This window comes from Streptomyces sp. C1-1, assembly GCF_050214755.1.
Taxonomy (GTDB): Bacteria; Actinomycetota; Actinomycetes; order Streptomycetales; family Streptomycetaceae; genus Streptomyces.
The window spans coordinates 6946492-6971867 of sequence record NZ_CP189826.1 but is presented as its reverse complement, the minus strand read 5'-3'; the positions used below and the strand labels follow the sequence as shown (position 1 = coordinate 6971867).

24 protein-coding genes and 1 pseudogene are annotated in these 25376 nt (G+C 68.4%); 13 read left to right on the top strand and 12 right to left on the bottom strand.

The annotated features are described in order from the left end of the window. Positions 1–28: 28 nt before the first annotated feature. The 4 genes from ACQF4J_RS31725 (at position 29) to ACQF4J_RS31710 (ending at position 10168) form a co-directional block, all read left to right on the top strand. Positions 29–3013 carry a helicase-related protein gene (locus ACQF4J_RS31725; RefSeq protein ID WP_427167361.1) on the top strand — a complete coding sequence of 995 codons (2985 nt, stop codon included), beginning with the start codon at positions 29–31 and terminating at the stop codon, positions 3011–3013. Further along, on the top strand, positions 3013–7008 hold the full coding sequence (locus ACQF4J_RS31720; protein ID WP_427167360.1) for an Eco57I restriction-modification methylase domain-containing protein: 3996 nt from the start codon (positions 3013–3015) through the stop codon (positions 7006–7008). The genes ACQF4J_RS31725 and ACQF4J_RS31720 overlap by 1 nt, the downstream gene beginning before the upstream one ends. Positions 7009–7043: 35 nt before the next feature. Further along, positions 7044–8186, top strand: a complete 1143-nt coding sequence (locus ACQF4J_RS31715; RefSeq protein ID WP_427167359.1) for an EcsC family protein — start codon at positions 7044–7046, stop codon at positions 8184–8186. Between the two features lie 335 nt (positions 8187–8521). Further along, on the top strand, positions 8522–10168 hold the full coding sequence (locus ACQF4J_RS31710; protein ID WP_427167358.1) for a hypothetical protein: 1647 nt from the start codon (positions 8522–8524) through the stop codon (positions 10166–10168). A 15-nt stretch (positions 10169–10183) separates the two neighbouring features. Here the strand turns inward: ACQF4J_RS31710 and ACQF4J_RS31705 are convergent, their stop codons facing one another. The 5 genes from ACQF4J_RS31705 to ACQF4J_RS31685 form a co-directional block, all read right to left on the bottom strand. After that, positions 10184–10378 (bottom strand): DUF397 domain-containing protein, encoded by a 195-nt coding sequence (locus ACQF4J_RS31705; protein ID WP_427167357.1) that lies wholly within the window; start codon positions 10376–10378, stop codon positions 10184–10186. After that, a complete protein-coding gene (locus ACQF4J_RS31700; protein WP_427167356.1) occupies positions 10375–11256 on the bottom strand; it encodes a helix-turn-helix domain-containing protein in 882 nt (293 codons plus the stop codon). The genes ACQF4J_RS31705 and ACQF4J_RS31700 overlap by 4 nt, the downstream gene beginning before the upstream one ends. Positions 11257–11688: 432 nt before the next feature. Further along, positions 11689–12543, bottom strand: a complete 855-nt coding sequence (locus ACQF4J_RS31695) for a helix-turn-helix domain-containing protein (protein WP_427167355.1) — start codon at positions 12541–12543, stop codon at positions 11689–11691. 6 nt (positions 12544–12549) lie between these two features. After that, complete coding sequence (locus tag ACQF4J_RS31690; protein ID WP_427167354.1) at positions 12550–13071, bottom strand: DUF6879 family protein; 522 nt, start codon at positions 13069–13071, stop codon at positions 12550–12552. Further along, a complete protein-coding gene (locus tag ACQF4J_RS31685) occupies positions 13046–13297 on the bottom strand; it encodes a hypothetical protein (RefSeq protein ID WP_012999487.1) in 252 nt (83 codons plus the stop codon). Before ACQF4J_RS31685 ends, ACQF4J_RS31690 begins: the two co-directional genes overlap by 26 nt. 230 nt (positions 13298–13527) lie before the next feature. Between ACQF4J_RS31685 and ACQF4J_RS31680 the strand changes: the two genes are divergently transcribed. The 5 genes from ACQF4J_RS31680 to ACQF4J_RS31660 all read left to right on the top strand — a co-directional run bounded on the left by ACQF4J_RS31680 (position 13528) and on the right by ACQF4J_RS31660 (position 16237). Beyond that, the gene (locus ACQF4J_RS31680) at positions 13528–13902 is read left to right on the top strand and encodes a DUF6415 family natural product biosynthesis protein (protein WP_427167353.1); all 375 of its coding nucleotides are present in this window, start codon (positions 13528–13530) and stop codon (positions 13900–13902) included. A gap of 119 nt (positions 13903–14021) precedes the next feature. Continuing rightward, entirely contained in the window at positions 14022–14522 is a 501-nt protein-coding gene (locus ACQF4J_RS31675) for a hypothetical protein (RefSeq protein WP_427167352.1), read from the top strand. A gap of 78 nt (positions 14523–14600) precedes the next feature. Next, a complete protein-coding gene (locus ACQF4J_RS31670; RefSeq protein ID WP_427167351.1) occupies positions 14601–15254 on the top strand; it encodes a class I SAM-dependent DNA methyltransferase in 654 nt (217 codons plus the stop codon). Positions 15255–15416: 162 nt separating this feature from the next. Further along, the gene (locus ACQF4J_RS31665) at positions 15417–15812 is read left to right on the top strand and encodes a hypothetical protein (protein WP_427167350.1); all 396 of its coding nucleotides are present in this window, start codon (positions 15417–15419) and stop codon (positions 15810–15812) included. Beyond that, the gene (locus ACQF4J_RS31660; RefSeq protein ID WP_427167349.1) at positions 15809–16237 is read left to right on the top strand and encodes a hypothetical protein; all 429 of its coding nucleotides are present in this window, start codon (positions 15809–15811) and stop codon (positions 16235–16237) included. The genes ACQF4J_RS31665 and ACQF4J_RS31660 overlap by 4 nt, the downstream gene beginning before the upstream one ends. A 24-nt stretch (positions 16238–16261) precedes the next feature. Here ACQF4J_RS31660 and ACQF4J_RS31655 read toward each other — a convergent pair whose 3' ends face one another. Continuing rightward, on the bottom strand, positions 16262–16447 hold the full coding sequence (locus tag ACQF4J_RS31655; RefSeq protein WP_427167348.1) for a DUF397 domain-containing protein: 186 nt from the start codon (positions 16445–16447) through the stop codon (positions 16262–16264). 41 nt (positions 16448–16488) lie between these two features. On the opposite strand from ACQF4J_RS31655, the pseudogene ACQF4J_RS31650 reads away from it, so the two are divergent. Continuing rightward, positions 16489–16761: pseudogene (locus ACQF4J_RS31650) on the top strand (ATP-binding protein); the annotation flags it as partial. Between the two features lie 361 nt (positions 16762–17122). On the opposite strand, the gene ACQF4J_RS31645 reads toward ACQF4J_RS31650, so the two are convergent. The 4 genes from ACQF4J_RS31645 to ACQF4J_RS31630 form a co-directional block, all read right to left on the bottom strand. Continuing rightward, positions 17123–18397: an endonuclease domain-containing protein gene (locus ACQF4J_RS31645; RefSeq protein WP_427167347.1), complete on the bottom strand. Its 1275-nt coding sequence runs from the start codon at positions 18395–18397 to the stop codon at positions 17123–17125. A 571-nt stretch (positions 18398–18968) separates the two neighbouring features. Further along, the gene (locus tag ACQF4J_RS31640) at positions 18969–19349 is read right to left on the bottom strand and encodes a hypothetical protein (RefSeq protein ID WP_427167346.1); all 381 of its coding nucleotides are present in this window, start codon (positions 19347–19349) and stop codon (positions 18969–18971) included. 331 nt (positions 19350–19680) lie between these two features. Continuing rightward, on the bottom strand, positions 19681–19869 hold the full coding sequence (locus tag ACQF4J_RS31635) for a hypothetical protein (RefSeq protein ID WP_427167345.1): 189 nt from the start codon (positions 19867–19869) through the stop codon (positions 19681–19683). 320 nt (positions 19870–20189) lie between these two features. Continuing rightward, complete coding sequence (locus tag ACQF4J_RS31630; RefSeq protein ID WP_427167344.1) at positions 20190–20384, bottom strand: hypothetical protein; 195 nt, start codon at positions 20382–20384, stop codon at positions 20190–20192. Between the two features lie 268 nt (positions 20385–20652). Between ACQF4J_RS31630 and ACQF4J_RS31625 the strand changes: the two genes are divergently transcribed. Next, positions 20653–20892 carry a hypothetical protein gene (locus ACQF4J_RS31625; RefSeq protein WP_427167343.1) on the top strand — a complete coding sequence of 80 codons (240 nt, stop codon included), beginning with the start codon at positions 20653–20655 and terminating at the stop codon, positions 20890–20892. A 28-nt stretch (positions 20893–20920) separates the two neighbouring features. On the opposite strand, the gene ACQF4J_RS31620 is transcribed toward ACQF4J_RS31625, so the two are convergent. Then, positions 20921–21148, bottom strand: a complete 228-nt coding sequence (locus ACQF4J_RS31620) for a hypothetical protein (protein WP_362714149.1) — start codon at positions 21146–21148, stop codon at positions 20921–20923. Positions 21149–21288: 140 nt separating this feature from the next. Here ACQF4J_RS31620 and ACQF4J_RS31615 point away from each other — a divergent pair, with 140 nt between their 5' ends. Further along, positions 21289–23382 carry an AAA family ATPase gene (locus tag ACQF4J_RS31615; protein ID WP_427167342.1) on the top strand — a complete coding sequence of 698 codons (2094 nt, stop codon included), beginning with the start codon at positions 21289–21291 and terminating at the stop codon, positions 23380–23382. Beyond that, positions 23375–24628 (top strand): McrC family protein, encoded by a 1254-nt coding sequence (locus ACQF4J_RS31610; RefSeq protein ID WP_427167341.1) that lies wholly within the window; start codon positions 23375–23377, stop codon positions 24626–24628. Before ACQF4J_RS31615 ends, ACQF4J_RS31610 begins: the two co-directional genes overlap by 8 nt. A 109-nt stretch (positions 24629–24737) precedes the next feature. Here the strand turns inward: ACQF4J_RS31610 and ACQF4J_RS31605 are convergent, their stop codons facing one another. After that, a complete protein-coding gene (locus tag ACQF4J_RS31605; RefSeq protein WP_427167340.1) occupies positions 24738–25238 on the bottom strand; it encodes a hypothetical protein in 501 nt (166 codons plus the stop codon). Between the last annotated feature and the right edge of the window lie 138 nt (positions 25239–25376).

The following is a 25376-nucleotide window of genomic DNA, read 5'->3' as shown; positions in this document are numbered from 1 at the left end:
CGCTCATCAGAAGGATTTGACGATCGTTATGGCATTCACGTTCTCTGCCGGATCCCTGGTGAAGGCCCGTGGCCGCGAGTGGGTGGTGCTCCCCGAGAGCGAGCCCGACCTGCTCGTCCTGCGCCCGCTCGGCGGCTCGGACGACGACATCGCCGCCGTGCTCCCGTTCGAGCCCGTCGAGGAGGCCCGCTTCGCGCCGCCCGAGCCGGCCGACCTCGGCGACCAACGGGCGGCGGGACTGCTGCGTACGGCCCTGCGGGTCGGCTTCCGCTCGGGCGCGGGCCCGTTCCGCTCACTGGCCGGCATCGCGGTGGAGCCGCGCGCGTACCAGCTGGTGCCGCTGCTGATGGCCCTGCGCCAGAAGACGGTCCGCATGCTGATCTCGGATGACGTCGGTATCGGCAAGACGATCGAGGCGGGCCTGATCGCGAGCGAGATGCTGGCGCAGGGCGAGGCGAGCGGCCTGGCCGTGCTCTGCTCCCCGGCCCTGGCCGAGCAGTGGCAGCAGGAACTGCGCGGCAAGTTCGGCATCGACGCGGAGCTGGTCCTGTCCTCGACGGTGTCGCGGCTGGAGCGCGGCCTGGACCTCGGGCAGTCGTTGTTCGACAGGTACCCGAACGTGATCGTGTCGACGGACTTCATCAAGTCCACGCGCCATCGCGACGACTTCGTGCGCCACTGCCCCGACCTGGTGATCGTCGACGAGGCGCACACGTGCGTGGCCGCCGACGACACCTCGGCGAGCGCGCAGAGCCAGCTCCGCTACGAGCTGCTGCGCCGGGTGGCGCAGGACGCCGAACGCCACCTGCTCCTGGTGACGGCGACCCCGCACAGCGGCAAGGAGTCGGCGTTCCGGAACCTGCTCGGGCTGGTCAAGCCGGACCTGGCCCACGTGAACCTGGAGTCGGAGACGGGCCGGAAGCTGCTCGCCCAGCACTTCGTGGCCCGCAAGCGCGCGGACGTACGCCAGTACCTCACGAAGGAGGACGGCCTGGCGGACGACTCCCTCGCCGAGCGCACCGCGTTCCCCTCGGACCGCTTCTTCAAGGACGAGACGTACAAGCTGTCCCCCGAGTACCGGGCCCTGCTGGACGACGCGATCGCGTACGCGAGCGAGCGCGTCGAGGAGGCGGGCGGCCAGGGCAGGCGGGAGGCCCGTATCGCCTGGTGGTCGGCGATCGCGCTGCTGCGCTCGCTGGTGTCGTCCCCGGCCGCGGCCGCGCAGACCCTGACGACGCGCTCCGCGGCGGCGATCGCGGCGTCGGCGGAGGAGGCCGACAAGCTGGGCGCCCCGCTCAACAGCGACGCGGCCGACAGCGACGCACTGGAAGGCATGGACGTGGCCCCGGGCGCGGAGACGGACGAGGGTGCCGGCCCGGGGGCCAGCGAGGGGCCGGTGAAGTCGAGGCTGTCCGAACTGGCAGCCCTGGCCGCCCAGTTGAAGGGCCCGGAGAAGGACCTCAAGCTGAAGGCGCTCATCAAGCACCTCAAGGCGCTGCTGGCCGACGGCTACAACCCGATCGTCTTCTGCCGCTACATCCCGACGGCGAAGTACCTGGCCGAGCAGCTGGAGAACGATCCGGAGACCAAGAAGCGCGGCCCGCTGGGCGCGAAGACGGTCGTCAAGGCGGTCACCGGCGAACTGTCCCCGCAGCAGCGCATCGAGCGGATCGAGGCACTGGCGGCGGAGGCCGGCGAGGACGCGGCGGCCCGCCGGGTCCTGATCGCCACGGACTGCCTCTCGGAGGGCGTCAACCTCCAGCACCACTTCGACGCCGTCGTCCACTACGACCTGGCCTGGAACCCGACCCGCCACGACCAGCGCGAGGGCCGCGTGGACCGCTACGGCCAGCGCCGCGACGAGGTCCGCGTCATCACCCTCTACGGCGACGACAACGGCATCGACGGCAAGGTCCTGGAGGTGCTGATCAAGAAGCACCGCCAGATCAAGAAGGACCTCGGCATCTCGGTCTCCGTCCCCGACGAGCTGTCGACGGGCGTGACGGACGCGATCGTGGAGTGGCTGCTGATGCGCGGCCGGGAGAACGAGGACGCGCTGTTCAGCGCGGACGCGTTCAAGGTGAGCACGGCGAAGCTGGACAGCGACTGGAACTCGGCGGCGGAACGCGAGCGGACGTCCCGTTCCCGGTTCGCGCAGCGCTCGATCCATCCGGAGGAGGTGGCCCGTGAGGTCGCCTCGATCCGGGAGGCGCTGGGCGGGGTGGGGGAGGTCCGGACGTTCGTGCGCGAGGCGCTGGGGGCGCTGGGCGCGGTGCTGCGGGGCGTCGCCGACGCTGCGGCCGAGGACTTCACGGCGCAGGTCGGCGGCACTCCGGCGGGCCTGCGGGACGCGCTCGCGCCGGTGGTGGGCGTGGAGGTCGTCGAGAAGGACCGCGAGATCCCGTTCCGGAGCGATCCGGCGGTGGCGCGGGGGGAGGCGGCGCTGGTCCGCACGGACCCGGTGGTGGGCGCCCTCGCCTCCCACGTCCTGAACGCGGCCCTGGACACCCAGGCGGAGGGCGCCCGCCCGGCCCGCCGCTGCGGGGTGATCACGACAGACGCGGTGACCACGAGGACGACCCTGCTGCTGGTCCGCTACCGCTTCCACCTGACCCTGCCGTCCCGGAGCGGCGAACGGCAGCTGGTGGCGGAGGACGCGCGCCTGCTGGCGTTCGAGGGTGCGCCGAAGAACGGGGCGTGGCTCGCGCCGGAGCAGGCGGCCGCCCTGCTGGAGGCGACGGCGTCGGAGAACACCGACCCGCACTTCGGAGAGCGCACGATGACGCGGATTCTCGGCCAACTGCCGGACGTCAACGGCTACCTGGAAACCTACGGCGACGAACTCGCCGCCGAGCTGGACGCGGCCCACCGCCGGGTGCGGACCGCCTCCGGCGAGATCGTCCGGGGCCTGTCGGTCACCGCCCAGAAGCCCGCCGACATCCTCGGCGCCTACGTCTACCTGCCCGCCGCCGCTTCTGCTTCTGCTTCTGTTCCGGTTGGAGTGTCCGCCTGATGTCCGCCACCACCCGCAACCAGGTGTTCACCGCCGTCCACACGGTCGGCGGGCTGCTGCCGGCCGACATGCTGGTGCGGATCTCCGAGGGCAAGGATGTTCCCGGTTCCAAGCCCGCCGACTACGGCCTGCCGTCGTCCCGTTCGGTACGGGACGAGGCCGAGCGCAGCTGGGAGTACCTCAAACCGCTGTGGCGCGAGCTGTGTAAGCGCCTGCCGGAAGACCGGGAGACGGGCGTCCCCGCGAGCGACCCCACCGGGCTCGCGGAGAACGACTGGCTGACCCCGCTCTGGCGGGAACTGGGCTTCGGCCGCCTCACGCACATCGGTGCGGCAGGCATCACCGCCGACTCCGACGCGGAGAAGAAGTTCCCGGTCTCCCACCGCTGGCACCACGCCCTCATCCACCAGGCGGCCTGGAACGCCGAGCTGGACAAGCGACCGGGCGGCGCCGGCACGGTCCCGCCCCAGTCGATGCTCCAGGAGTGCCTGAACCGCACCGAGGCCCACCTGTGGGGCGTCCTGACCAACGGCCGCCAGGTCCGCCTGCTGCGCGACTCCAGCGCGCTCGCCACCGCGTCGTACGTCGAGTTCGACCTGGAAGCGATCTTCGACGGCGAGCTGTTCAGCGAGTTCGTGCTGCTGTACCGGCTGCTGCACGCGTCGCGGTTCGAAGTCGCGGAGGGGGCTGCGCCTTCCGCCTGCTGGCTGGAGAAGTGGCGCACGGAAGCCATCGCCTCGGGCACCCGCGCCCTGGACCAGCTCCGCAAGGGCGTCCAGGAGGCGATCACCGCACTGGGCACCGGCTTCCTGCGGCACCCGGAGAACACGGCGCTGCGGGAGAACGTCCGCCCGAAGCCCCTCCAGGCCGCCCTGCTGCGCATGGTGTACCGCCTGCTCTTCGTCTTCGTCGCCGAGGACCGCGACGCACTGCTGTCGCCGGGCGCGGATGACATCGCGCGCGAACGCTACGAGACGTACTTCTCGTCGGCACGACTGCGCGCGCACGCCAGGAAGCGCCGGGGCACGGCTCACGGCGACCTGTACGAGGCACTGCGCATCGTCCTCACGGCACTCGGCGATGAGAAGGGCCGCCCCGAACTGGGCCTGCCCGGCCTCGGCGGTCTGTTCAACGACACGGAGGCGGACGCCCCGCTGCGCGACCTGAAGCTCTCCAACGAGGCCCTACTGACGGCCGTACGGCACCTCTCCCAGGTCCGGGACGGCAGCTCGGGCCGCTGGCGGGCGGTGGACTACCGGCACCTGGACGCGGAGGAACTGGGGTCGGTCTACGAGTCCCTGCTGGAGCTGGAGCCGAAGTACAGCGCGGCCGAGCGAACGTTCACGCTCGTCGAGGTGGCGGGCAACACCCGTAAGACGACGGGCAGTTACTACACGCCGTCGTCGTTGATCGAGTGCCTGCTGAACTCCACACTCGACCCGGTGATAGAGGATGCTTTGCGGCGCGGTGAGGAGGCGGCTGCGCGATCGGGCGCGGCCGATCCGGCCGATGCGATCGTCAAGGAGCTGCTGTCTTTGACGGTTTGCGACCCGGCGTGCGGCTCGGGTCACTTCCTGGTGGCGGCGGCCCGCCGTATCGCCAAGCAGGTGGCGGCTGTGCGGGAACGCAACCCGGAGCCCACGCTGGACGCGGTGCGCCACGCCCTGCACGAGGTCGTCGCACGCTGCATCTACGGCGTCGACCTCAACCCCATGGCCGTGGACCTGGCCAAGGTGTCCCTGTGGCTGGAGGCCCTTGAGCCGGGCAAGCCGCTGAGCTTCCTCGACGCGCATGTCAAGCAGGGCAATTCTCTTGTCGGCGCTACCCTTCAACTCGTTGATGATGGGGTACCAGATATCGCTCTGAAGCCCACCGAGGGTGACGACGAACTGTACTGCGGGCACCTGGTTGCAGAGAACTCGCATGAGCGGGCCAGTCAACTCGGGCTATTCGAAACCCCGGCCATCGAGCCAAGCAATCCACTTGAGTCGCTCGCGCGGAAGGTGCGGGAAATTACGGGTGTACCAGCTGACTCACTGGCACAAGTCCACAAGCAAGAGCTTCTTTATCGAGAATTTTCACGATCGAGCGAATACCAAAAGGCTCGATGGGTTGCAGACGCTTGGTGCGCCGCCTTCGTCTGGCACAAGACGCGCAACTCCTCACGACCCGTCACGCACGAAACATTGCAAGAAATTAAAAAGATGAACGATTTCACGAGAGAGGACGCAACACTTACCGGGATCTCGCGACTACGCTCTCTGTACAACTTTTTTCACTGGTATCTGGAATTTCCTAACATTTTCTCGGGGGAAGATGGCGGCAGCAATGGTTTTCACTGCATCCTCGGCAACCCGCCATGGGACCAGGTCGAAGTCGACGATAAGAGCTACTTCGAAGGAATTCACCCAGAAATCTCGGAGGAGAAGAATAGCTCACGCCGCAAGGAAATGATCGCGGACCTCTCGGAGAGTGCTCCAGAGTTGCTCGCCGCCTTCCGAGCGGCCCGCCTCACCTCCTCCAAAATTTCTGCTTTTGTGCAGCGATCTGGACGATTTCCACTATCTGGAAATTCAAGGCCCAGCACTTCCGGCCTCTTTGCTGAGACCTGGGGGCAGATTCTGCGAGAAAAGGGGATGGGTGGCATCATTATCCCAAGTGGGATTTTGACCGACAAGCGGCTTGCGCCCATTTGCCGCGCATGGCTCACCAATCGAACACTTCAGCGCGCTGCTGACTTCGTTAACAAGAAGCTCTTGTTCCCCGACGTTGCCCCCGTGCAACGCTTTAGCCTAATTACGCTTTCCGGAGGTGGGCGCCCCGCCACGGAGCTTCAGCTAGCCGTGATGGCTCAGGACGTTGCGGACCTTGACACGGTGTGGGTCTCTCTCGATCACAGCGTAGCTCTGTCATTCAATCCAGAGACGGGGAACCTTCCGCTATTTTCCGATGCCCGATCAGCGAGGATTGCATCGGCAACATACCGCCGCGGAACGTTTTTCGGAGCCCTTCCGCTGCGCACTCGTCAAGGTTTTAATAACATGACGACGAGCTCCGCAGACTTCCTAACCCTAGAAACTCTGGAAGAATTCGATGGGGAGTGGCAACAAAGTCAGTTCATCACCCCACGTGGAACATTGCTGCTCCCAGTCTTCGAGTCAAAGCTATTCGACGCTTTCGATACTTACGCCAAGACTTTCGATAGCGTCCCTACTGATACGCGATTCAACACCAAGGCCAAACCTAATGAATCACCTAACTCTCGGCCGATGGATTACGTCGGAGTTCCAAGGTACTGGATCCCTGAGCCCTTCGTGGAGAAATCTTGGCCCTCGGTCCGCCGCTGGTGTCTGGTCGGAAAGGAAGTAACTGACAATAAAAGCAGCTCGCGCACTAGCGTATTCTCAATCCTCCCATACTCGGGTGCGGGCCACACCTGCCAATTGGTCATCTCAGACCAGCGGACCCCAATTTTCAGTGCATTCCTCTTGGCGAACTTGAATTCGTTCGCCTTCGACTTCCTGGTCCGTCAGAAGATCACCGGCTCGCACCTCACTGCCACTATGCTCCGCCAGCTTCCCATCGCACCATACAGTGAAAATACTTCACACTCGCTCATTCGACCTCGCGTTTTGGAACTCGTGTACACCACTTCGGCTCTCGCGGAATTTGCGCGCGATCTAAGCGACACTCGAGCTCCTTTTGCGTGGAGTGAAAATCGCCGCGTGATTATTCGGGCTGAACTCGACGCCCTCTTCTTCCACCTCTACGGCGTATCCCGCGAAGACGCCGACTACATCCTCGACACCTTCCCCATCGTCCGCCGCAAGGACGAGGCCAAGTACGGCTCGTACCGCACCAAGGAACTGATCCTCGCCGAGTACGACCGCATGGCCGCCGCCGGCCTCACCCTGGAGAACCCGCTCGTGGATGGCGAGAACTACACCTCCACCCTCACCCCGCCCCCAGGCCACGGCCCCCGCCACCCCGCCTGACAGCTCGCCCCTTGGAGACAGGAGCGCCACGGACCATGAGTAACCCGCAGGATGGGCAGCAGTCCGGTCAGCTGCCCTCGGACTACGAGCTCGACGCATGGCGTGCCATTCAGCAGTTCAAGGGCCGCCCCCTGTCCCGAGCGATGAGCAACGCCGGCGAGCAGGTGGCGAACGGCGTCTCGGCACTCGGGAAGCGTGCCGCGAAGCAACTGGAGAACCACCCCCGGGCGAAGTCGGCGTTTTCGCGTGGACAGGACATCGTCGCCAAGGGCGCTCAGAAGGTCGGCGCCGGCGCGCGCGGAGCCGCCGACGCCCTGCCGGACTGGAGCGGCACTGCCTTTCAGTCCATACGCCAGACGGTGGGGCGGGTCTCACGAGCGGGACTCTCCTCCAAACGTGTGGTGGCGCTGCACACGAAGCGCGGGCACGACGTCGCGTCGCTCTCCGACCTGCGCCGCCTCGACCTCAAGCAGATAGACGCTGTCCGTGGACGCGGGGCGAGTTGGTACTACCCGGCCGCCGCGGCGCTCTCGGGAGCGGGTGCGGGGCTGGTGATCTCCGGCGGAGAACTCGTCATCGCCGCCTCGGCCGGTGCCGCGTCAGCGCCTTCGGGAGGTGCGATCGCGGGCGCTTTCGCCGCCGATACCGCGGCCGTCCTCGGACTCGCGTCCCGCGCCGTCGGCCACGTCTCGCTGTTTTATGGCTACGACCCCGAAGAGCCTGCCGAGAAGCTTTTCGTGATGTCTGTCGTAAACGTCGGGACGGCGAGTTCGGCCACCGCCAAGAACGCCGCGATGGCCGACCTCTCGCGGCTCACCCAGGCACTTTTTCGCGGCAAGGCGTGGGACGTCCTGAACGACGCGTTTATCACCAAGGTTTCCCAGCAGTTCGCGAAGGCGTTCGGCTTCCGCCTCACCAAGAAGGGACTCGGCAAGGCCGTACCCGCGTTCGGGATCGTCATGGGAGGCACCCTCAACTGGACCACTCTGGAGGGAGTCGTCGACGCCGCCGACATGGCATACCGGCGGCGGTTCCTCCTGGAGAAGTACCCGCATCTCGCTGACGAGGAGGCATCCGCGTCGTTCTCCGACACCGGCCCGGACGTCCCGGACGATGCCGACGAAGCGATCAGCCTGCTCGACGAGATAGTTGAGGCAGGCGGACCCGACCTCCGCTGACCCGGTGTCCCGGCGGTGAGGTCATCACGCGACGGCTGGGACGAACATGGCTCAGGCCGCACCGCGAACCCCGCGATCCGCGACCACTCCTCGCACCGCCGTGGGGACAGGGCCGAGGACGGCGCCTACCGCACGAAGGAACTGAACGTCGCCGAGGCCGAGGGCATGGCCGCCGTCGGCCTCACCCCGGCGATCCCGCTCGCCGAAGGCGAGGACTGCACCCTCACCCCACGTCCAGGCCACGTCCCCGCCACCCCGAAAGCCGATCCACGCCCCCTCCAAGAGACAACCGGGCGGCCGGTCAGCGTCGACCGGCCACATCGAAGGGACAGCCGATGGAACCCCGCGGCTACCGCATGGTCGTATCGACCCCGCAGGACTACGTGACCACCTCCGCCCTCACGGAACGCCAGTTGTACGCCTGGCTGGAACAGAAGCGCTACGACACGTCCGCGCTGGACGAGGGCCGCAACGACATAGCCGTGAACGTCACGCTCGACCGTGACTCGGCGTCAGGCCTTCGTGGCGCCTACACTCGCTGGCGCATGCGCGAGACTCCGTCCCCGCAGGTCGGGACCTGGCAGTCCACGCTCACCATCCGGCGGGACCATCGGGACCCCGAGGACCGCACCTGGCTCCAGGTCGACATCGAGCACATGCCGACGTCTCCCGACAGACCACCGACCCGCGCCAACACCCCCGGCATCGCACGCCTGCTCCTCGATTCCCTCGACGCCAGAGACGGCCTCGCCGAGGTGAAGTCGAAGCCCAGCTTCATCGAGCCGGAGGATGTCCAGGAGGTCATCGAAGAACTCTGCGACGAGCAGCGCCGCCTCCCCATCGTGGTCGCCACCGTCCCGCACGGCGCCGACGCCGACACCTACGCCGAGACCACAGTGGAGACCGCCTACAAGTACCTCTCCGGCCTCGCCATCCTCTACGTCCTCTCGCCCGAGGCCCAACCCGCCTTCAACGGAGCTCTCGAATTCCACCCGGTGTTCGGCGGTGGCATCCGCACCTACCTCCCCGGCATAGACCCCGCCTGGAAGCCGGACGCCCAACGCCACCCGGTGATGTCACGGCGAACCCTTGAGGCGGACGAACACCGCGCCGCGAAAACCCTCGCCGTCCTCCCCCAACGCCTCGCACTGCGACAGCAGTTGCCCGGCGCCCTCGCTTCGTTGCCCATCCAGCGCACCAGACCGCGCCAGCAGGCCCACGGCTCCGACATCGACAAGCTGACCGTCGAGAACAAGACCCTCAACGCGCTCCTCGACGAGGCCGAACAGATCGAGGCGACCCGGACGCAAGAGATCAGCGGACTCAACGCGGACCTGGAGAAGGCGGACCGCACCGCGAACGAACTCCTCGGCGAGAACGAGGAGTTGTACGAGCAGTTCCAGGCCGTCCAGCGCCGCGTCCGCTTCCTGCAGGAACAGCTCAGGAATGCCGGCGAGTTCGGAGCCGCCAACGCCGAGCCCCCAGCTCCCGACATCGTCTACCCGGAAACCTTCTCCGACCTGCTCGACCGCCTCGGTGAACTCCCGCACCTCTCCTTCACCGGCAAGCAGAAGATCACCTGCGACCTCGACAGCCAGTCCGTGGACAACTGGCTCCACGTCGCCTGGGATGCTCTCCTCGCCCTGAACCACTTCGCCAAGGCCTCGGCGGACGGCACCGCAGGCGGCGACTTCCTCAGCTGGTGCAAGAGCGAGAAGTCACACGCCTACCCGTTCCCGGCGGCCAAGGTCGCGATGCGAGAGTCGGACACCGTCGCCCGCAAGGACAAGCTCCGCCGGGAACGCATGCTCCCCGTACCCAAGTCGGTGGACCCCGCCGGCGAGGTCTTCATGCAGGCGCACCTGCGCATCGGCTCGGGCAACACCATCGCCCCGCGCCTGCACTTCTACGACGACGGACCGCAGACAGGCCTGGTGTACGTGGGGTATCTCGGCCCCCACCTGCGCAACACCCTGACCTGACGGGCGCGGCAGAGGTCAGGCCTCGGTCACGAAGCCCACGAATGCCACGAACTCCGTCCAGTGATCTCGTCCCACGGCGAAGTGCGGGCGAGTCACGTCCTTGGAGTCCCGCACACATATGGCCTGCTCGGTGACAGCGACCTCAACGCAGCTGTCACCCGAGCTGCCGCTGTAGCTGGACTTGAACCAGGCGAGTTCCGTCGTGCTCATAATTCTCCTCGCAGTCGCTCCAGTAGGCCCCGCGAGTCTTGGGGGTTCAGGGCCTGCGAGCGCAGTGTGTCATAGCGCTGCTGGAGGGTGCGCACCTCTTTGCGGTCGGAGATCAACCGGCCGTTCTCCTGCCCTTCGGAGTACGCCAGCTGTCGCCCTTCCGGTGTCTCAAGGAGCTGTACCGGACCGTCCATACAGGCATGGAACTCAGCCTCGGTCGGCATGACTTGGAGCAACACGTTGGGAGGCGCCGTCAGCTCCAGCACGAGGTCCAACTGTCCCCGCAGCACATCACGACCCCCGAGCCTGCGCCGGAAGACGGACTCCTCCACGATGAAGTGAAACGGGACCGTCGGCCGCTCGCGCAGCATCCGCTGCCGCTCCAGCCGCGCCTCGATCTGGGCCTCCGTCTGCTCCTCGGTCAGCAGCGGCAGCCGGTTCTCGAACAGGGCCCGCGCATACCCCTCTGACTGCAACAACCCCGGCACCAACCGGCACTCGTACGTGTACAGGCTCACCGCCACCCGCTCCAGCCGGGCCCACTGCCGGAACCACGCCGCCAGTCCCACATCCCCCCGCCCCCGCGTCACGTACTTCGCCGACTTCCGTAACGCCCCCGTGTTCCCCAGCAGCTCCTCGGACCGTTCCACATACGCCTCGTCCGCCAGCCGCCGCCCCAACTCCACGGATGCGACGGTGTGTTTGGAGTACCGCACCAGCTCTGCGAACTCGGCCCTGCTGTACCCCGCGTGCTCGCGCAGCGCCTGGGCCACCGCCCCGAACGTCCGCAGACTGTCCGAGGGATCGGGTTCACGATCCGGCTCACCGCCGACCGGCTCCCCGCCGCCGTCGGTCAAGATGTCGATGCCGCCCGTCATACGCGGCCACCTCCCCGTTCCGTACACGCACCACGCACTGTCTCTCGCCCCACACCTGACGACACCCAGCGTGACGGAAGACCTCGCGTACTGTCCACAGAATGTGTCCGTACGCTGACGCACCGTACGAACCGCCCACACTGGAATGCGCCTGCTCGACGAGATGGCAGAGACGAGCGGACCCGACCTCCACTGACCCGGCGCGGTCGCCGGACACGTGCCCAAGGCTGGCAGAGGGGGATCAGCCTGGCGCCGAGGGGGTTGTCTCCCAAGGATTCGACCGCCGTCAGCCAGTCCGGCCTCGTCGCCGACACCGAGTGCCGGAGGGCTTTCGCAGCTCCCTGACCCCTCTGCCAGACATACCAGCGGCTTGACGCAAGTGCGCCCAGCACGCCGGTGAAAGGCCGTCTGGGCGCTTCCGCACGGCCGGCGTCAGCTCAGGGTGTCGATGGCCTTCGTGATCAGGGCCCGAGCATCAGCGCCGTACACGGCCAGTTCCGTGAGCCGGGCGAACGCCCGCAGGTACATGTCGAGTTCGCCCGGCGCCGTGACGGTCACCTTCGCGGCGAGCAACTCCACATGGATCCGCGAGTCGTCGAACACCGTGAACTGCTCCAGCGGCCACATGACCGCCTCCCGCGCGGCCGCGGCCGGGATGATGCCGAGCGACATGGACGGCAGAGACATCGCGGCCAGCAGGTTGCCGAGCTGGCCGGCCATCACGTCCTGGTCGCCGACCCGGTGATGGAGGACGTTCTCCTCGACCAGGGTCGCGAACCGGTGGTCTCCCTCGTGGATGACGCGCGCGCGGCGCATGCGGACCTCGACCGCCTCGGCCACGTCGTCCGGGGTGCCGCGGAAGTCCGCGATCGTGCGCATCAGCGCCGTCGCGTAGCCGGGTGTCTGCAGATAGCCGGGCACGACGTGGGAGGCGTACACGCGGAACTGGCGGGTGCGCTCGTACAGCTTGGCCGAGGTCTCCGCCAACTGCTTCATGCCCGTCCGCTGGAGCCGCTTCCACTGCAGGTACATGGAGTCGGCTTGCCGGTTGGCCGCGATGAGGTCGTCCGCCTGGTCGTGCGCGCCGCAGGCCGCGCACCAGACGCGGATGTCGTCGTCGGCCGGCGCGGTGACAGCGTTCTCGATCCTCGACGACTTGGCGACGGACCAGCCCGCGAGACGGGCGAGTTCCTTGCCGGTGATGCCCGCATCCAGGCGCAGCTCCCGCAGCCGGGCCGCAAGAGCTGCGCGTGCTTCCTGCACGCTGGACGTGGGGAATGTTGACATGGACGGTTACTTGACCTTGACCTCGTACTGGTCGTGGGGGGTGGCCCGTTCCCAGATCCGCTCATATGCGGCCGCGTGCTGGGAGACCGTGCTGCGCTCGTCGCAGAGTTCCTTGTCGACCCATTCGCCGTCGCCGGAGAAGTGGTGGATCCGCATCAGCCGCCCGTCGAAGATCCACAGGTCGGTGCCCGGGACGAGCAGGTCCCACGCGCGGTTCCGGGGGAGCCAGCGCACCTCCTCGCCGGCCTCCACGTTGGCGCGGGTCTGGTAGTGCTCCCACGCGATGTACTCGGTGACCGGCTCGGACACGATCCTGACGCGCCGCACGTGCACGCCGCGGGCGACAGCGTCCGTGATGTTCTGGTGGTAGGGACGCCACCAGGAACCCCGGTCGTCCCAGTCGACGCGTTGGCCGTCCTGCCAGGCTTCGAAGCGGGGGTTGGTGAAGTAGGCGTCCCGCATCTCCAGATGGGCGGCCGACTGCCTGGTGTCGGCGAGGAGTTCAGCGAACTCCGGGATCGAGCTCATCGCACGCCTTCCTGATGATCGGGATCATGCGGGCCGGGATCCTGATGACGGTCTCGCCGGACGGGATCGGCGCCCTCGCCGGGGACAACGCGTCGCATGTCGCGGTCGTCTCGTCGTCGGCCTGGTAGCTCTGGATCAGCAGATCGTCCGTGCTGGTGTCCACCCAGACTGTGGGGCATCCGTCCTCGTCTGTCTCGGGGTCGATCCCGACGAACTCGATGTTCATGGTGGCTGGTCTCCCGCGCTGGTCGGTTGCAGCGATTTACACCACCATCATGCGCACGTGTCCCGTGGTCAAGAGCACATGTCGGTCACGACCAGCACCCTCGAACTGGCATGTAATTCAATGCAATTCTGTGGCCTGGCCAATGGAGTGTTTCCTACGGTCGGGGCAGACGACGGAATCCGGCGGCCTCGCGAACGGCCCCGGGCATGGCCGACTGTGAAGGAGTCGACGTGCCGAACCGCACCGCCCGCCACCCCGCTGCGGCAGACCGCGACGACCCGCCGGACATCGCCACCATGCGCTCCGCCGCCGACCGGATCCTCGCCTTCGACGCGAAGCCCATCGGCCCCGAGGACCTGGAGACGCTCCGGATCGCCATGCGCGGCCAGCTCGAACTGCTCATCCCCGCCGTCCAGGGCCTCGCAGCCGGGTTCCCGAAGGGGGACATCCCGCGCGAGTGCGCCCTGGCCGGTGCGCGTGAAGCAAGCACGCGGCTCCGGCCGGGTGCCGGCGGCAGCAGCCCTGTGCGCATGTCCGTGTCGATGAAGCTGGCCCGCTCCGTGGTCGCCCTGTGCGACCACTACGAGAACCTCGGCGGGCGGTGACCCTGCCGGCCTCGTGACTCCCCCGAACGCCCGCCTGGCTCCCTGACCCTGGAGAGGTCGAGCAACCGGGGCGGGTTGCACCACACAGCACGGCAACGACACCCCAGAAGGGCAGGTCAATGACCGTCACACTCGAACCGCCCGCCAGGACGTTCATGCGGGACCCGAAGGAGCTTCTCAACGCGGTCGCGCCGCACATCACCGAGTTGACCGTCAACGTGTTCGGCTCCGGCATGAGCCTGTGGGACCGCGAGGTCTCCCTGCTCCTGCGCGACCACACCATGGTCCGCGACATGGCCGAACGGATCCTCGGCAACGCCGTCATGTACGTCATGGGCTCCATCGAAAACCCCGATGTCCACCTGGGTGTCGGTAAGCTCGTCGACATCGGCGTGCACCAGCTCATCCTCGACACGCCCGTCTGGTGGGGCATCTGCCGCCTCTACAACGGCGGCCGGTTCAAGCACCACGCACCGTTCATCGAGCGCCGCCGCGACGGCCTGTGCCTGCGCACCGGCGACTTCCTCCGCTCCCAGGGCTGGGTGATCGACAAGGAGCTGTGGGCCATCGACGGCACGGACTGCTCGCCGTGCGACGACAAGGTCCCCGACAGCCACTGACCCCGGCTACAGTCGCCCCCGCCCTCACGGTTCCCCGAGGGCGGGGGCGGCCGCATCCCGACGACCAGAGGAACAGCTGTGCCCGTACCGCACGACATCGCCGCCGAGACCGAACTGTGGGACGACTACGCCGAGTCCGCGTTCAAGGACGACGCCGAGCCGTCATTCTGCTGGACCCAGTACGCCGGCCACGGCCCCGGGCCCGAACTCCTCGGCAGCCCGGAGACCGTGCTGGAGATCGGATGCGGCACCGGCCGCGCCCTCGCCCACCTCGCACAACAAGGCGTCAAGGCCACCGGGGTCGATCTGTCGCCACGCATGGTGGCGCTCGCGGGCCAGAAGTGGGCGCCGCTCGGGGTGCGGATCGAGCGGGGAGAGATCCTCGGTTGGCTCGCCGCCGACGAGAGGCAGTACGACGCCGTGTACTCCGTCTTCGGCGCGGCCTGGTTCACCGACCCGTCCCGCCTCTTCCCCCTCGTCCGCAAGCACCTCGTACCGGGCGGAGTCTTCGTGTTCTCCCAGCCGCCGGCCATCCCGGGCGCCTACGGGCCGCAGGGCATGTACAAGGGCGGGTTCGCGGGGAAGGCCATGTTCACGTACCGGTACAGCTACAAGCCCGCAGTGTGGGAACGGCACCTGCTCCGAGCCGGTTTCACGTCCGCGGAGGCGACGGTGGTGGAGGCCCCGAAAGTCGGGCACATCGGCACGCTCATCGTCCAGGCCCGCGCCTGACAGTCGCGTCCTTCGGCGACGTGCCGACGGAGTTGGGCAGGACGCCCGACGCTGCCATCCCGGCCCTGGGGGCGGCATGGCGGTCCGCCGTGGGCCCGTGCCTGCGCGCGGGGCACACAAGCCGTACCCGTTGCCGGCACCGCTCCCGCTGAGGAGGACCGCGTGCGCTGGTCCAAGCTCGGGACCACCAAGGGAGCCGTGGTCGTAGCCGTGCGGCGTGCACTGATCGAGGCCGCCCGGCGTCACGACTGCGTGGGCTGGCACACGCTCGCCGCTGCCGCCGGACTCAAGCCGGCGGACCTCACCGACCGGGCCAGGGAAGCGATCCTCGTAGCGGTCGACAGCCCGCCCACCTACGGGGTGCAGCTCTCCTCCCTCGTGGTTGCCTCCGAGCACACGCCTGTGCCGTACTTCGACACCATCCTCAAACGCCTCGGGCAGCCCCACGGCCTGCGCCCCATCGAACTGGGCCGGCTCAGGAAGACGGAACAGGCCCGAGCGTTCACGGCATACAGTGCTGCCCCGGACACCGCCAATGCCCCGAAGGAAAGAACATGAGAACGAACCGTCGTCGCGTCGCGATCGGCATAGCCGCGATCGCAGCCGTCGTCACCTTGTCCGGCGCGGCCGGAGCGGTGGCCGGCGCCTACTTCGTCGCGACAGGCCCGACCGGCGCGCGGGGCCCGGCGGGACCAGAAGGGGCACGGGGACCGCAAGGACCCCAAGGTGAGCAGGGGCCGCAAGGTGAGCGTGGCTTCAAGGGCGACCAGGGAGAGCCCGGCGCATCCGCCGAACCAGCCACCTTCGGCATACCGGACGCCGACACAACGGGCCCCGACCTCTCCGGCGGCCTGCTCATCAGCTCCGGCGCGTGCCCTGCCGGAACCACGAACTGGGACACTATCTACGTAGGCCGTAACTCTGCCCTGGGATCGCCGGGCGAAGTCGACATGCGGGCGATGACACTCTGCAAGATCTTCTGAGCGTCACCGCGTACGTCGCTCTGTTCAGGCCTCCGCCACGAACCCCACGAACCGTGCCCACCCCTCACGCCCGACGGCGAAGTGCGGACGCGTCACGTCCTTGGAGTCCCTTACGCAGATGGCCTGTTCGGTGACAGCGACCTCGACGCAGTCGTCACCCTGGCTCCCGCTGTGGCTGGACTTGAACCAGACCAGTTCCGTCGCGCTCATAGCTCTCCTCGGAGTCGCTCCAACAGGGCCCGTGATTCCTTGAACTCGCAGCCAACGCGGCCCTGCACGGCCGCGTCCAGGGCCGAGACTTCCGGCTCGCCCTCACCCTCGACACCACGACCGGCCTCCTCAGCATCGCGGTCACCGACGCCAAGGGCGGTCAGCTCCCCGTCGTGCCCACCAACTCGGCGACCGACAACGAGTCGGGCCGCGGTCTGCTCATGGTCGGCGCGCTGGCCGACCGCGGGGGCACCGAACCGCATCCGCCGGGCGGCAAGACCGTTTGGGCCGAGGTGAGCGACCGGTCCAGTTGACACGGGACGCCCGGCCCGGCCAACAGATCGGCGAGAGTTCCCTGTTCACTTCCGGCGGTCGTCTTCGACGCGAGCTACGGTCCGGCAGGCGAACGCGAGGGGACGGGACGGCACGCCCCTCGGACGCGGTGGGTCCTGAAGGCCGAATACGACGCAGGCCCCGGCCCCGCGTCCGGCTTCTCCGTCCACCCACAACTCGTACCGCTCGTCAACGAGTTGGGAGATGAGGGCGAGTCGTGACCTCCGGCCGGGCATCTTACGGCGCGTGACCGGCCTGCGATGCCTCTGTGCATTTCGCCGTGCGTGCGGGGTGAGCGTGTCGAGGCGGGGTGACGGTGGGGTGTCGGCTCCCGGTGCACGCTCAGAACAGTGCCAGGCCCTCGCCGCTGGTGTCCGCGATGACTGGCCGGGACTGGGCAGGGAGGCCGTCCAGGGGGTCAGGACCGGCCGCGGCGGCCAGGGCGGGGGCCGTCTCGGCCAACCAGATGCGAAACCGCTCGGCGGCTTCGCGGTAGGGGACTCGGGCCAGGACGCGGTGCTCGCCGGAAGGGCAGCAGTCCACAACGACGGTGAGCAGGCAGGAACGAGGCGCGTTCTGACTGCCCGTCCAGGACACGCGCAGGACACCGCAGGGCTTGCGCCCGCGGGGGGCGCGGTGGGTCGGGCGCAGCGATCGGCAGGCTATGTGGGCCGTCCATGCGGCGAGGTGCGGCAGGGGCAGGGTGGCGCGTGCGCGGCAGCCGGGGCAGCGGTGCCAGTGGCGAAGCCAGTCGTCGGTGTCGGTGTGGAAGAGGCGTGTGTAGCGGTTCGCCACGCGGATGTCGTTGCTGTACAGGTGGTCGGGGCGTTCCAGCGTGTTGCAGGACTGGCAGAGGGGGGCGCGGACGTAGCCGTGTTCATGGCAGTGGTCGAGGACGGTGGCGGGCGCGCCGCGGCAGACGGCGCACGCCCACCCGGCCACCCTGCGGGAGGTACCGGGCTTCCTGCTGAGCACCGAGTACAGCTGGCCTTCCAGCTCTTTGTCGTACGGGCGCGGTGTGGCGGTGGGGCCTTCGGGGTTCGTCGTCTGCCGGTCGCCGGCGTCTCGGGCCTGCGTTTCGGCGTGCTCGGCCGCGTCGAGCAGCCTGACCACAGCGCGCGGCAGCCACCACGTACGGTGCGTCCCGTCGCGGGTCTGTTCCACGAGTATCTGCCGCCAGTCGATCCCCGCCAGATGGTACGGCCGGCCGACTTCACGTCGTGCTGCCCGTTCGGGGCCGCCCAGTTCCCCCAGTTCCCCCGTAATGCGCCGGCGCCAGCGCAGCGGCGCTTCCTCGTCGCACGCCTGCCTCGGCGCCCCACGAAACGGGCCGATGCGGACCAGGTCCTGCCGGTCCATCCCCACCGCGTTCAGTGCCGCGGCCGCCCGACGCACCTCACCCTCCGAGACACTCCACCGACCGTCGCTCGCCCTCACCGTCGCCACCGCATGGCCGCCGAGCAGGACGTAGCCCATCCGGGCCTGGGCAGGAGAGGAGGTGAACGCCCCAGAAGCCGTCGGCACAGCGCTGTCGGTCGTCAGATCGACCCACAGAGCGTCCGCGGCACCCAGGGTGATCAGGCCGTCTGTGTGACCGGGCATGACACGCTCTGACATACCCCCAGGCTAACGGCGCCGACGCCGGCGCGGGAACGGGTCTCCAAGCGCCCCGGACAGCCGGGCCACCGCCCGCAACTCGACGGCAACGGCGCGTCGTCCAACTTCCCTGTGGCGGCACCCGCCGCGGTCCGCGCGGCGCGCTCGTGGCCGACTTCGGCGACGAATCGCTTGTGCTGGGGTGGGGCGAAGCGTCGTACCGCCGGACGCAACGGGTGTTGCCGTCGACAACGCCCTCCGCGGGTGATGGCGCCCCGCCAGGTGACGTAGCCGATCAAGTACGCGGAATGCGTGGGGCATCGTCACATCAGCGCGGTTCGGGACCGCAGTTGGCGCTGGCCGGCAGGGCAACCGCGCGACGCGGGGAACTGTGTCCCGTGGGGTGGCCGACGCACGGCCCCCTGACGGCCGTCCACCCCTCCGGCTCCCCAGAGCGTCAAGATGGCCGCCGAGTCAGGTGCGGCACACCTGGCGCTTGACCTGCGGCTTCACGAAACCGCGGTCGGAGCCAGATTCAAAGAGCGCCGACACCCCTCCCCGCTTCGAGATCATCCTGTGGCGGCTTTCGGGCTCACCCCATCGGATCGATCATGACAGGGTCGGGCAGCGGGGGCAGCAGCACGACCCCCGCCTCTGCGTACGCGGCGTCGGGATCGGGCCGCTTATGACGGTAGCCGAGTGCAGTGAGTCGGGCGTCTTCATCCTTGGTGATCCACGCCAGCCGCAAGCCGTCAGAGAGGGTCTGCACCATCGCGCCGACGGAATCAGCGGAGGCCAGGGCGGTCGCGATCTGGCTGACGGGGTTCACGTGCTCGTAGTGGAACACCGCTCGCTTGGGATCGAACCTGGTCTGGGAATGCCACGTCTCCTGTCGCAGGTCGACCCCGATGGCTGCGGCCTGCTCAGCGGCAGCGACGCTGACCTGCGGATGTCGGGCATCGGGTATGAGCATGTCGCAGAGCTTGCGAACGTCGACGGAGATGGATTCCCTGAGTCGGGCTCACTGGTGCTTGTTGAAGTCCAGCTCGTTGAGCGCGCGGGTCTTGTCGATCAGACCCTGGGCGAACGGGCGACAGATGTAGGCGAAGCGAGGGGTGACCATGACAGATCCCGTTCACGAGTTCGGACACATGGGGCGGTCCGGGTCAGCAGCTCCCTGCGCTTCGCCCATCCCCAACAACCCCGAGCGCCAGGGCCTGCTGTACTGGGTGGGCGACTGCAACGGCGACCACTGCTTCTGCCTCACCGATGGGGACGACCCGGGCCTCAGGTCTGTCGGTCCTTCAACCGGCTTGCGGCCCGGGCGACGTGCCGGTCATCGCTTTCTCGTACCAAGCCCAGAAGGCGATCAGGCTCCCGTGGTCCGCTTCGAGCTGCGGCACGATCTTCGAGTCATGGCCTGGCAGGAACTTTCCGCGGGCGGGAACGCCACCGCACCGGCAGCCGCAGACGCGGCCCTCGTTCTTCGTCACGGTCGGCATTCTCCCGCGCGACCGACCGGTCACGCCACTGGCTGGGCGACATGGGCGAGAGCCGGCGATCCGCCGGCCTCGTCCGCGGACTCAGGGCCCCAGGTTTCGGTCACCCACTTCTGCGCGGGAGCCAAGTCCGGCGCCGTGCCCTCCATCTCGTACGAGAAGCCGTAGCGACGCCTGAGCCGCCGTGGCCCCCGAGCCGGACGCCGACCGCCAAGCCCCCGTCAGCCCCCACCAGGTCGTAGGGCACGACCATGGAGCGAGCGCGGCCGCAGCCCGTACGGGAGCAGGTTCGAGGGGGAGCCCACCGCAACCGATCAAGAACCCTCCGCCGGTATCAGCCCGCCCTCCGACTCGATCAGGTCGCCGGCGGCGGTCAACGCGTCGATGTCGGCGGTCAGCGCATCGCGGATGTCGGCTCCGAGCCGCGCCCACCCGAAGAAACGGGCGGCCTCCCGCAGCAGTTCCTCGCGGTGCACGCCGGGTCCTTCGTCGACCACGTTCCTGAGCACGAGCTGTCGTTCCGCCGCGGGAACCTCCGCGTCCGGAATGCGGGCCGAGCGCCATCGCCCGTACGAGGTCGCTGCCGAGGACCCGCCCCTCGTCGTCCAGCAGGTCCTGGTGCGTCGACTCCTTGTGGGAGGCGAAGAGCGCGAGTACGACGCGGTCGGAGATCAGGACGAGTCGTGACCGATTCGACCGGGTGTCTCACGGAACGTAAGGCGTCGGCGAAGCCGCGTTGTTACTGTCCGTGCCATGTCTCATGCAGCAGCGCGGGAGATGCGCTCACCGATCCTGTCGATCCATCCGTACATTCCGGCGTTCGAGCAGCATGACAAGGTCATCTGTTCCATGGCCACGAGCGGCGAGTGCGACAAGAAGCTCGTCGCGGAAGTGCGCACCGAGTTCCGCGACGGCAGCGTTCATCACTGGCGAGTGTGCGGCGAGTGGCTGACCGCCCATCCGTCAGCCATCGCCCACATCGAAGCGAACGGCTTCCAGGAGCCCGTCACTCCGTGACGGTTGGCGTTGGCTCGCCGGGATGACGCTACGCCAGCCGGTAGACGGCCTGATCCGGCTCCGGCCTCACGATCAGACCGTCGTCGGCGAGCTCGCGCAGGTTGCGGCGCGCTTCCTTGCCCGCGGCTTCGTCGTCCGCCGGCCGGTATCCGGCGACCCGCAGGGCCAGTACGGCACGTTCCGTGTCCCAGCTGCCACCCAGCGCCTGGATCACAGCGGCGAGCGCCTGCTTGTGCGTCAGCGGCTTCTCGGTCATGTCACCCTCCCTTTCGAAGAACGCCACAGCATGACACGCGGCGGCAGCGCTCCTGCCAGCCGGTGGGACGGACGTGGTCACGCGAACCCAAAAGGCCCCACGCCCCCTGCCCCCACCACTGTTCCGGCATCATGACCCCCATGACCGACGGTGTGGGGATATGGGAAGCGGCGGCCCGGTTCGACCGGAGCATCGCCGCCAAGGACGAGGCGGGCGCTGAGCAGGAGCGCAAGCAGGTGCTGGCCCAATTCCCTCTGGAGGAGTGGCCCACGCTGCCCCTGGAACGCTACGCGTTGGGCCTGGAGCAGTCCGGGCCCGGGATGACGTACTGCCGGCTCATGGAGTTCGGTACCCAGTCCCTGGGCAGCATCAAGGGCGGCAGCGCCGCGAAGCACATCATGTACCGCCACAACTCCGGTGAGTGGCGGCTGGCGGCGCCCCTGCGCGGGATGGAGCCCCAGGCTGCGTGGGAACGTCTCCGGGCCGAGTTTCTCCGGGCGTTGACCGCCGTGTCCCTGGGCGACTTCGCGGCCGTGGACGAACTCGAGGTCCTTCGCTTCGGGCCCGCGCTGGTGACCAAGACTCTCGCCACCTACTACCCCGAGCACTTCCTCCCTGTCTACTCCGCGGGGCACCTGCGGAAGTTCCTCGCACTGCTGGGCGGCACTGCGGGCGCCGACTCACCGACCTGGCGCAGCAACCGGATGCTCCTCGAACTCGTACGGTCGCGGCCGGAGTTCGCGGGCTGGTCCGGAAACGAGGTGATGACCTTCCTCTACCAGGAGTTCGACCCGCGTCCGCAGACGCGCACGATCTGGAAGATCGCCCCCGGTGAGCGTGGACGCCTGTGGGAGGAGTGCCGCGACGGCGGGTTCATCTGCGTGGGGTGGGACGAGCTTCGCGATCTGGGTGAGTATCAGACCGACACCGAGCTGAAGGAAGCCCTCGACGCGAACTGGCCCAGTGGCAGCGGTCGTAGCCTCACCACCGCGCGCAGGCTTCTCGCCTTCCGGGACCTGGAGGCCGGCGACCGGGTGGTGGCCAACCGTGGGATGGACGAGGTGCTCGCCACGGGTACCGTCACCGGGGGCTATCGGTTCGATCCCGAACGGCCGGAGTTCCGGCATGTGGTCCCGGTCGACTGGGACGTCTCCCACGCGCAGAAGCTGTCGGGACCCCAGCACGGATGGCGGTCCACGTTCGCCAAGGTCGACCCGACGCTCTTCGCCAGGCTCACCGCGCATCGGGCGGCCGGCTCGCCCGTGCAGGCGGCGCCGTCCTCCACCGACCTGGCGCCGGAAGACGTGCGGGCCGTACTGGACGCGCTGGATCGGAAGGGGCAGGTGATCCTCCACGGGCCTCCGGGTACCGGCAAGACCCGGCTCGCGCTCAGTGCCGCCCTCTTCATGGCCGGCCGGGCGGACGCGATCAACACCGATTCGGCCCGACGTTCCGCGGTCCAGGCCGAGATGCTGGGCGGCGAGCAGGTTCATCTGGTGACCTTCCATCCCTCCTACGGCTACGAGGACTTCGTCGAGGGCTTCAAACCGGATCTGAGCGCCACGGGCCCCGGGCTCACACTCGCCCTCACCGACGGGGTGTTCCACGCCCTGTGCGACCGGGCCTCGGCACATCCCGAGCAGACGTACCTCCTGATCATCGACGAGATCAACCGCGGTGACCTGCCCCGGATCTTCGGCGAGTTGATCACGCTTCTCGAACTCGACAAGCGCGGCCTGCCCCTCGCCCTGTCCGTCAGCGGTCGGCGCTTCTCCGTGCCGCCGAACATCCGGATCATCGGCACCATGAACACCGCCGACCGAAGCATCAGCCACCTCGACGCGGCCGTACGCCGCCGCTTCGCCTTCGTGTCCGTCGGCCCCGACCCGGACGCCGTCTCCGGCACGGTCGGCCCGCTGGACCTGGCGGAGTTCTTCGAGTCCCTCAACACCCGCATCACCCGGCACCTCGACGCCGACCACCAGATAGGACACGCCTACCTGCTGCGTGACGGCGCGCCGATCGCCACGGAGGACGACCTCGCCGCGGCCTTCCACCACGAGGTGATCCCGCTGCTGGAGGACTACTGCCTCGGCCGTGCCGACCTGCTCCACCGCATCCTCGGCAGCCTGGTCGACGCGGACACCGGCCGCACTGCGCTCATGTCCCCCCAGGACCTCTCCACCGCCCTGGCCGCCGAGTTCAGCGGCGGTCAGCCGAGTCCTGATGCCTGAGCGCACCGAGGTACGCCTCGGCGAGTACGAGTCCGTTCCGCTCGACATCGCACAGCTCACGTCCCGGGACGTCGATCGTCTGCACGCTCTCCAGGCGGGGGGTCACCTCACTCTGCGACCCGACCGCTCCGGATGGCGGCTGCGGGCGGACTCGAGCGTCGGAGTCCTCGTCCTCGACCGCGTCCGCATCGTCATCGAGCCCAAGTTCGCCATCCCGGGCGACCGGCTCATGAGCTGGCTCGCCTACGCCCTGGACGCGCCCACGCCTGTCCGGGCGACGTCACGACGCTGGGCCACCGGCCCGGAAGGCTACGCCGACCTCGTGGCCGCGGCCCTGCTGGAGCAGTGCGAGCAGCTGGTGCGCGAGGGACTGCGCCGCGACTACGTACGTCACCAGAGCGTGGAACCGGTGTTGCGGGGGCGACTGGACTTCGCCGCCCAGGCCACGCGTCGATACGGTCAACTGGACCAGCTGCACATACGCACCTTCGACCGCGAGACCGACATCTGGGACAACCGCGTCCTGGGGACCGCCCTGAGCGTCGCGCTCAAGCTGACGGCCGGCTCTGGACTGGCTCGCGACCTGCACGGGATCGCCGGCGCGTTTCCGCGGGCCGCCACCCCGGACGCGGCACTGCGCGCCCTGGACCGCATCAGGTACACGCGCCTGAACGCCCGCTACCGTCCCGCGCACACCTGGGCACGCCTGCTGCTGCGCGGCGGAGGCGTCACCGATCTACTCACCGATCTGGGCAGTACTGCGGACGGCCTTCTGCTGCCGATGCCCGCGCTCTGGGAAGCCGTCGTACGGCACCTCGGCGCCGAGGCCGCCGCCCCGAGCGGCGGACACGCCGTCCCCAGCAGCGGCGAGAGGGGCATCGCCGTCCGTGGGGACCTCGGCAACACCTCGACGTTCCGCCCCGACCTGCTCCTGAGCCTCCCGACACCTGACCGGCCTCACCGCGCACTGCTGCCGGTGGACGCCAAGTACAAGCGCTACGACCGTCACGGCGTCAGCGCCGCCGACGTCCACCAACTCCTCACCTACAGCGTCGGGTACGCCCCCGTCGACGCTCCAAACGCGGTGATCGTTCATCCCCACCCGGGCGGCCACGCTCATCGCGTCCTCCGGGTCGACGGCTCGCGGGGCAGGCTCGGCACCATTCACGTCATCGGCGTCGACACTCACGCGCCTCCCCGACAGGCGGTCGCGTGGCTCAACGAGCGGGTCCTCTCCGCCTACTGACCATCGCCGGCAGCACCGGAGCACGACCCGGGTCAACGGCCCATCGGGGCACCGGCCGGCGAGCTAGCGAATCACGCCGCGAGGAAGGACGGCGCTCCGGGCTGACGAGTCAGGCCGCCGCCGGCTCCCAGCGGTACCCCTCGCGCGCTTCACCGTACGGACGCAGCAGTGGTTCCAGCTCCGTGCGCACGAGTTCGGCATCGGCCGGCGGGAGGGTGAGTGATGCCCGCCGCATGCGGACGCTCCAGGTCGTGGGGTCAGGGAAGACGGACAGTCGGGGCACCAGGTCCCGCAGGACCAGGCCCTCACGGAACGGAGCGAGGCCAGACACCTTCAGGCGGCATCCCTCGGTGAACGAACGCCGGTTGAAGACCACCGGCTCGTCGAGAACGCGTACGGGACTGGTGATCGCCGCCCGGCCGACGACCCGTCCCAGGTCCCGCGTCGGATTCCGGAAACAGCCGCGCGTGGTGTAGAGGAAGACCTCTTCCCCCTCGGCCATCGCGCGCGCCGCCTTTAACCGGCCCGCCGGGAACGCCATCCGCTGCTCGGTGATCACCCAGCTCAGTGCGGCGCGGTCTCCGATGATCAACAGGTGCGCGGGTGGCATGCGGTCACTGTAGCGGCCTTGTCGAGCCGGTCCGCGACGACTCACACGTACACAGTTTCGAATCGCTGAAAATCTGTAAACGCGTTGACAGTGCTAACAGAGAATCGGCATGCTCAAGGTGCCAACAAGGCGCATCAG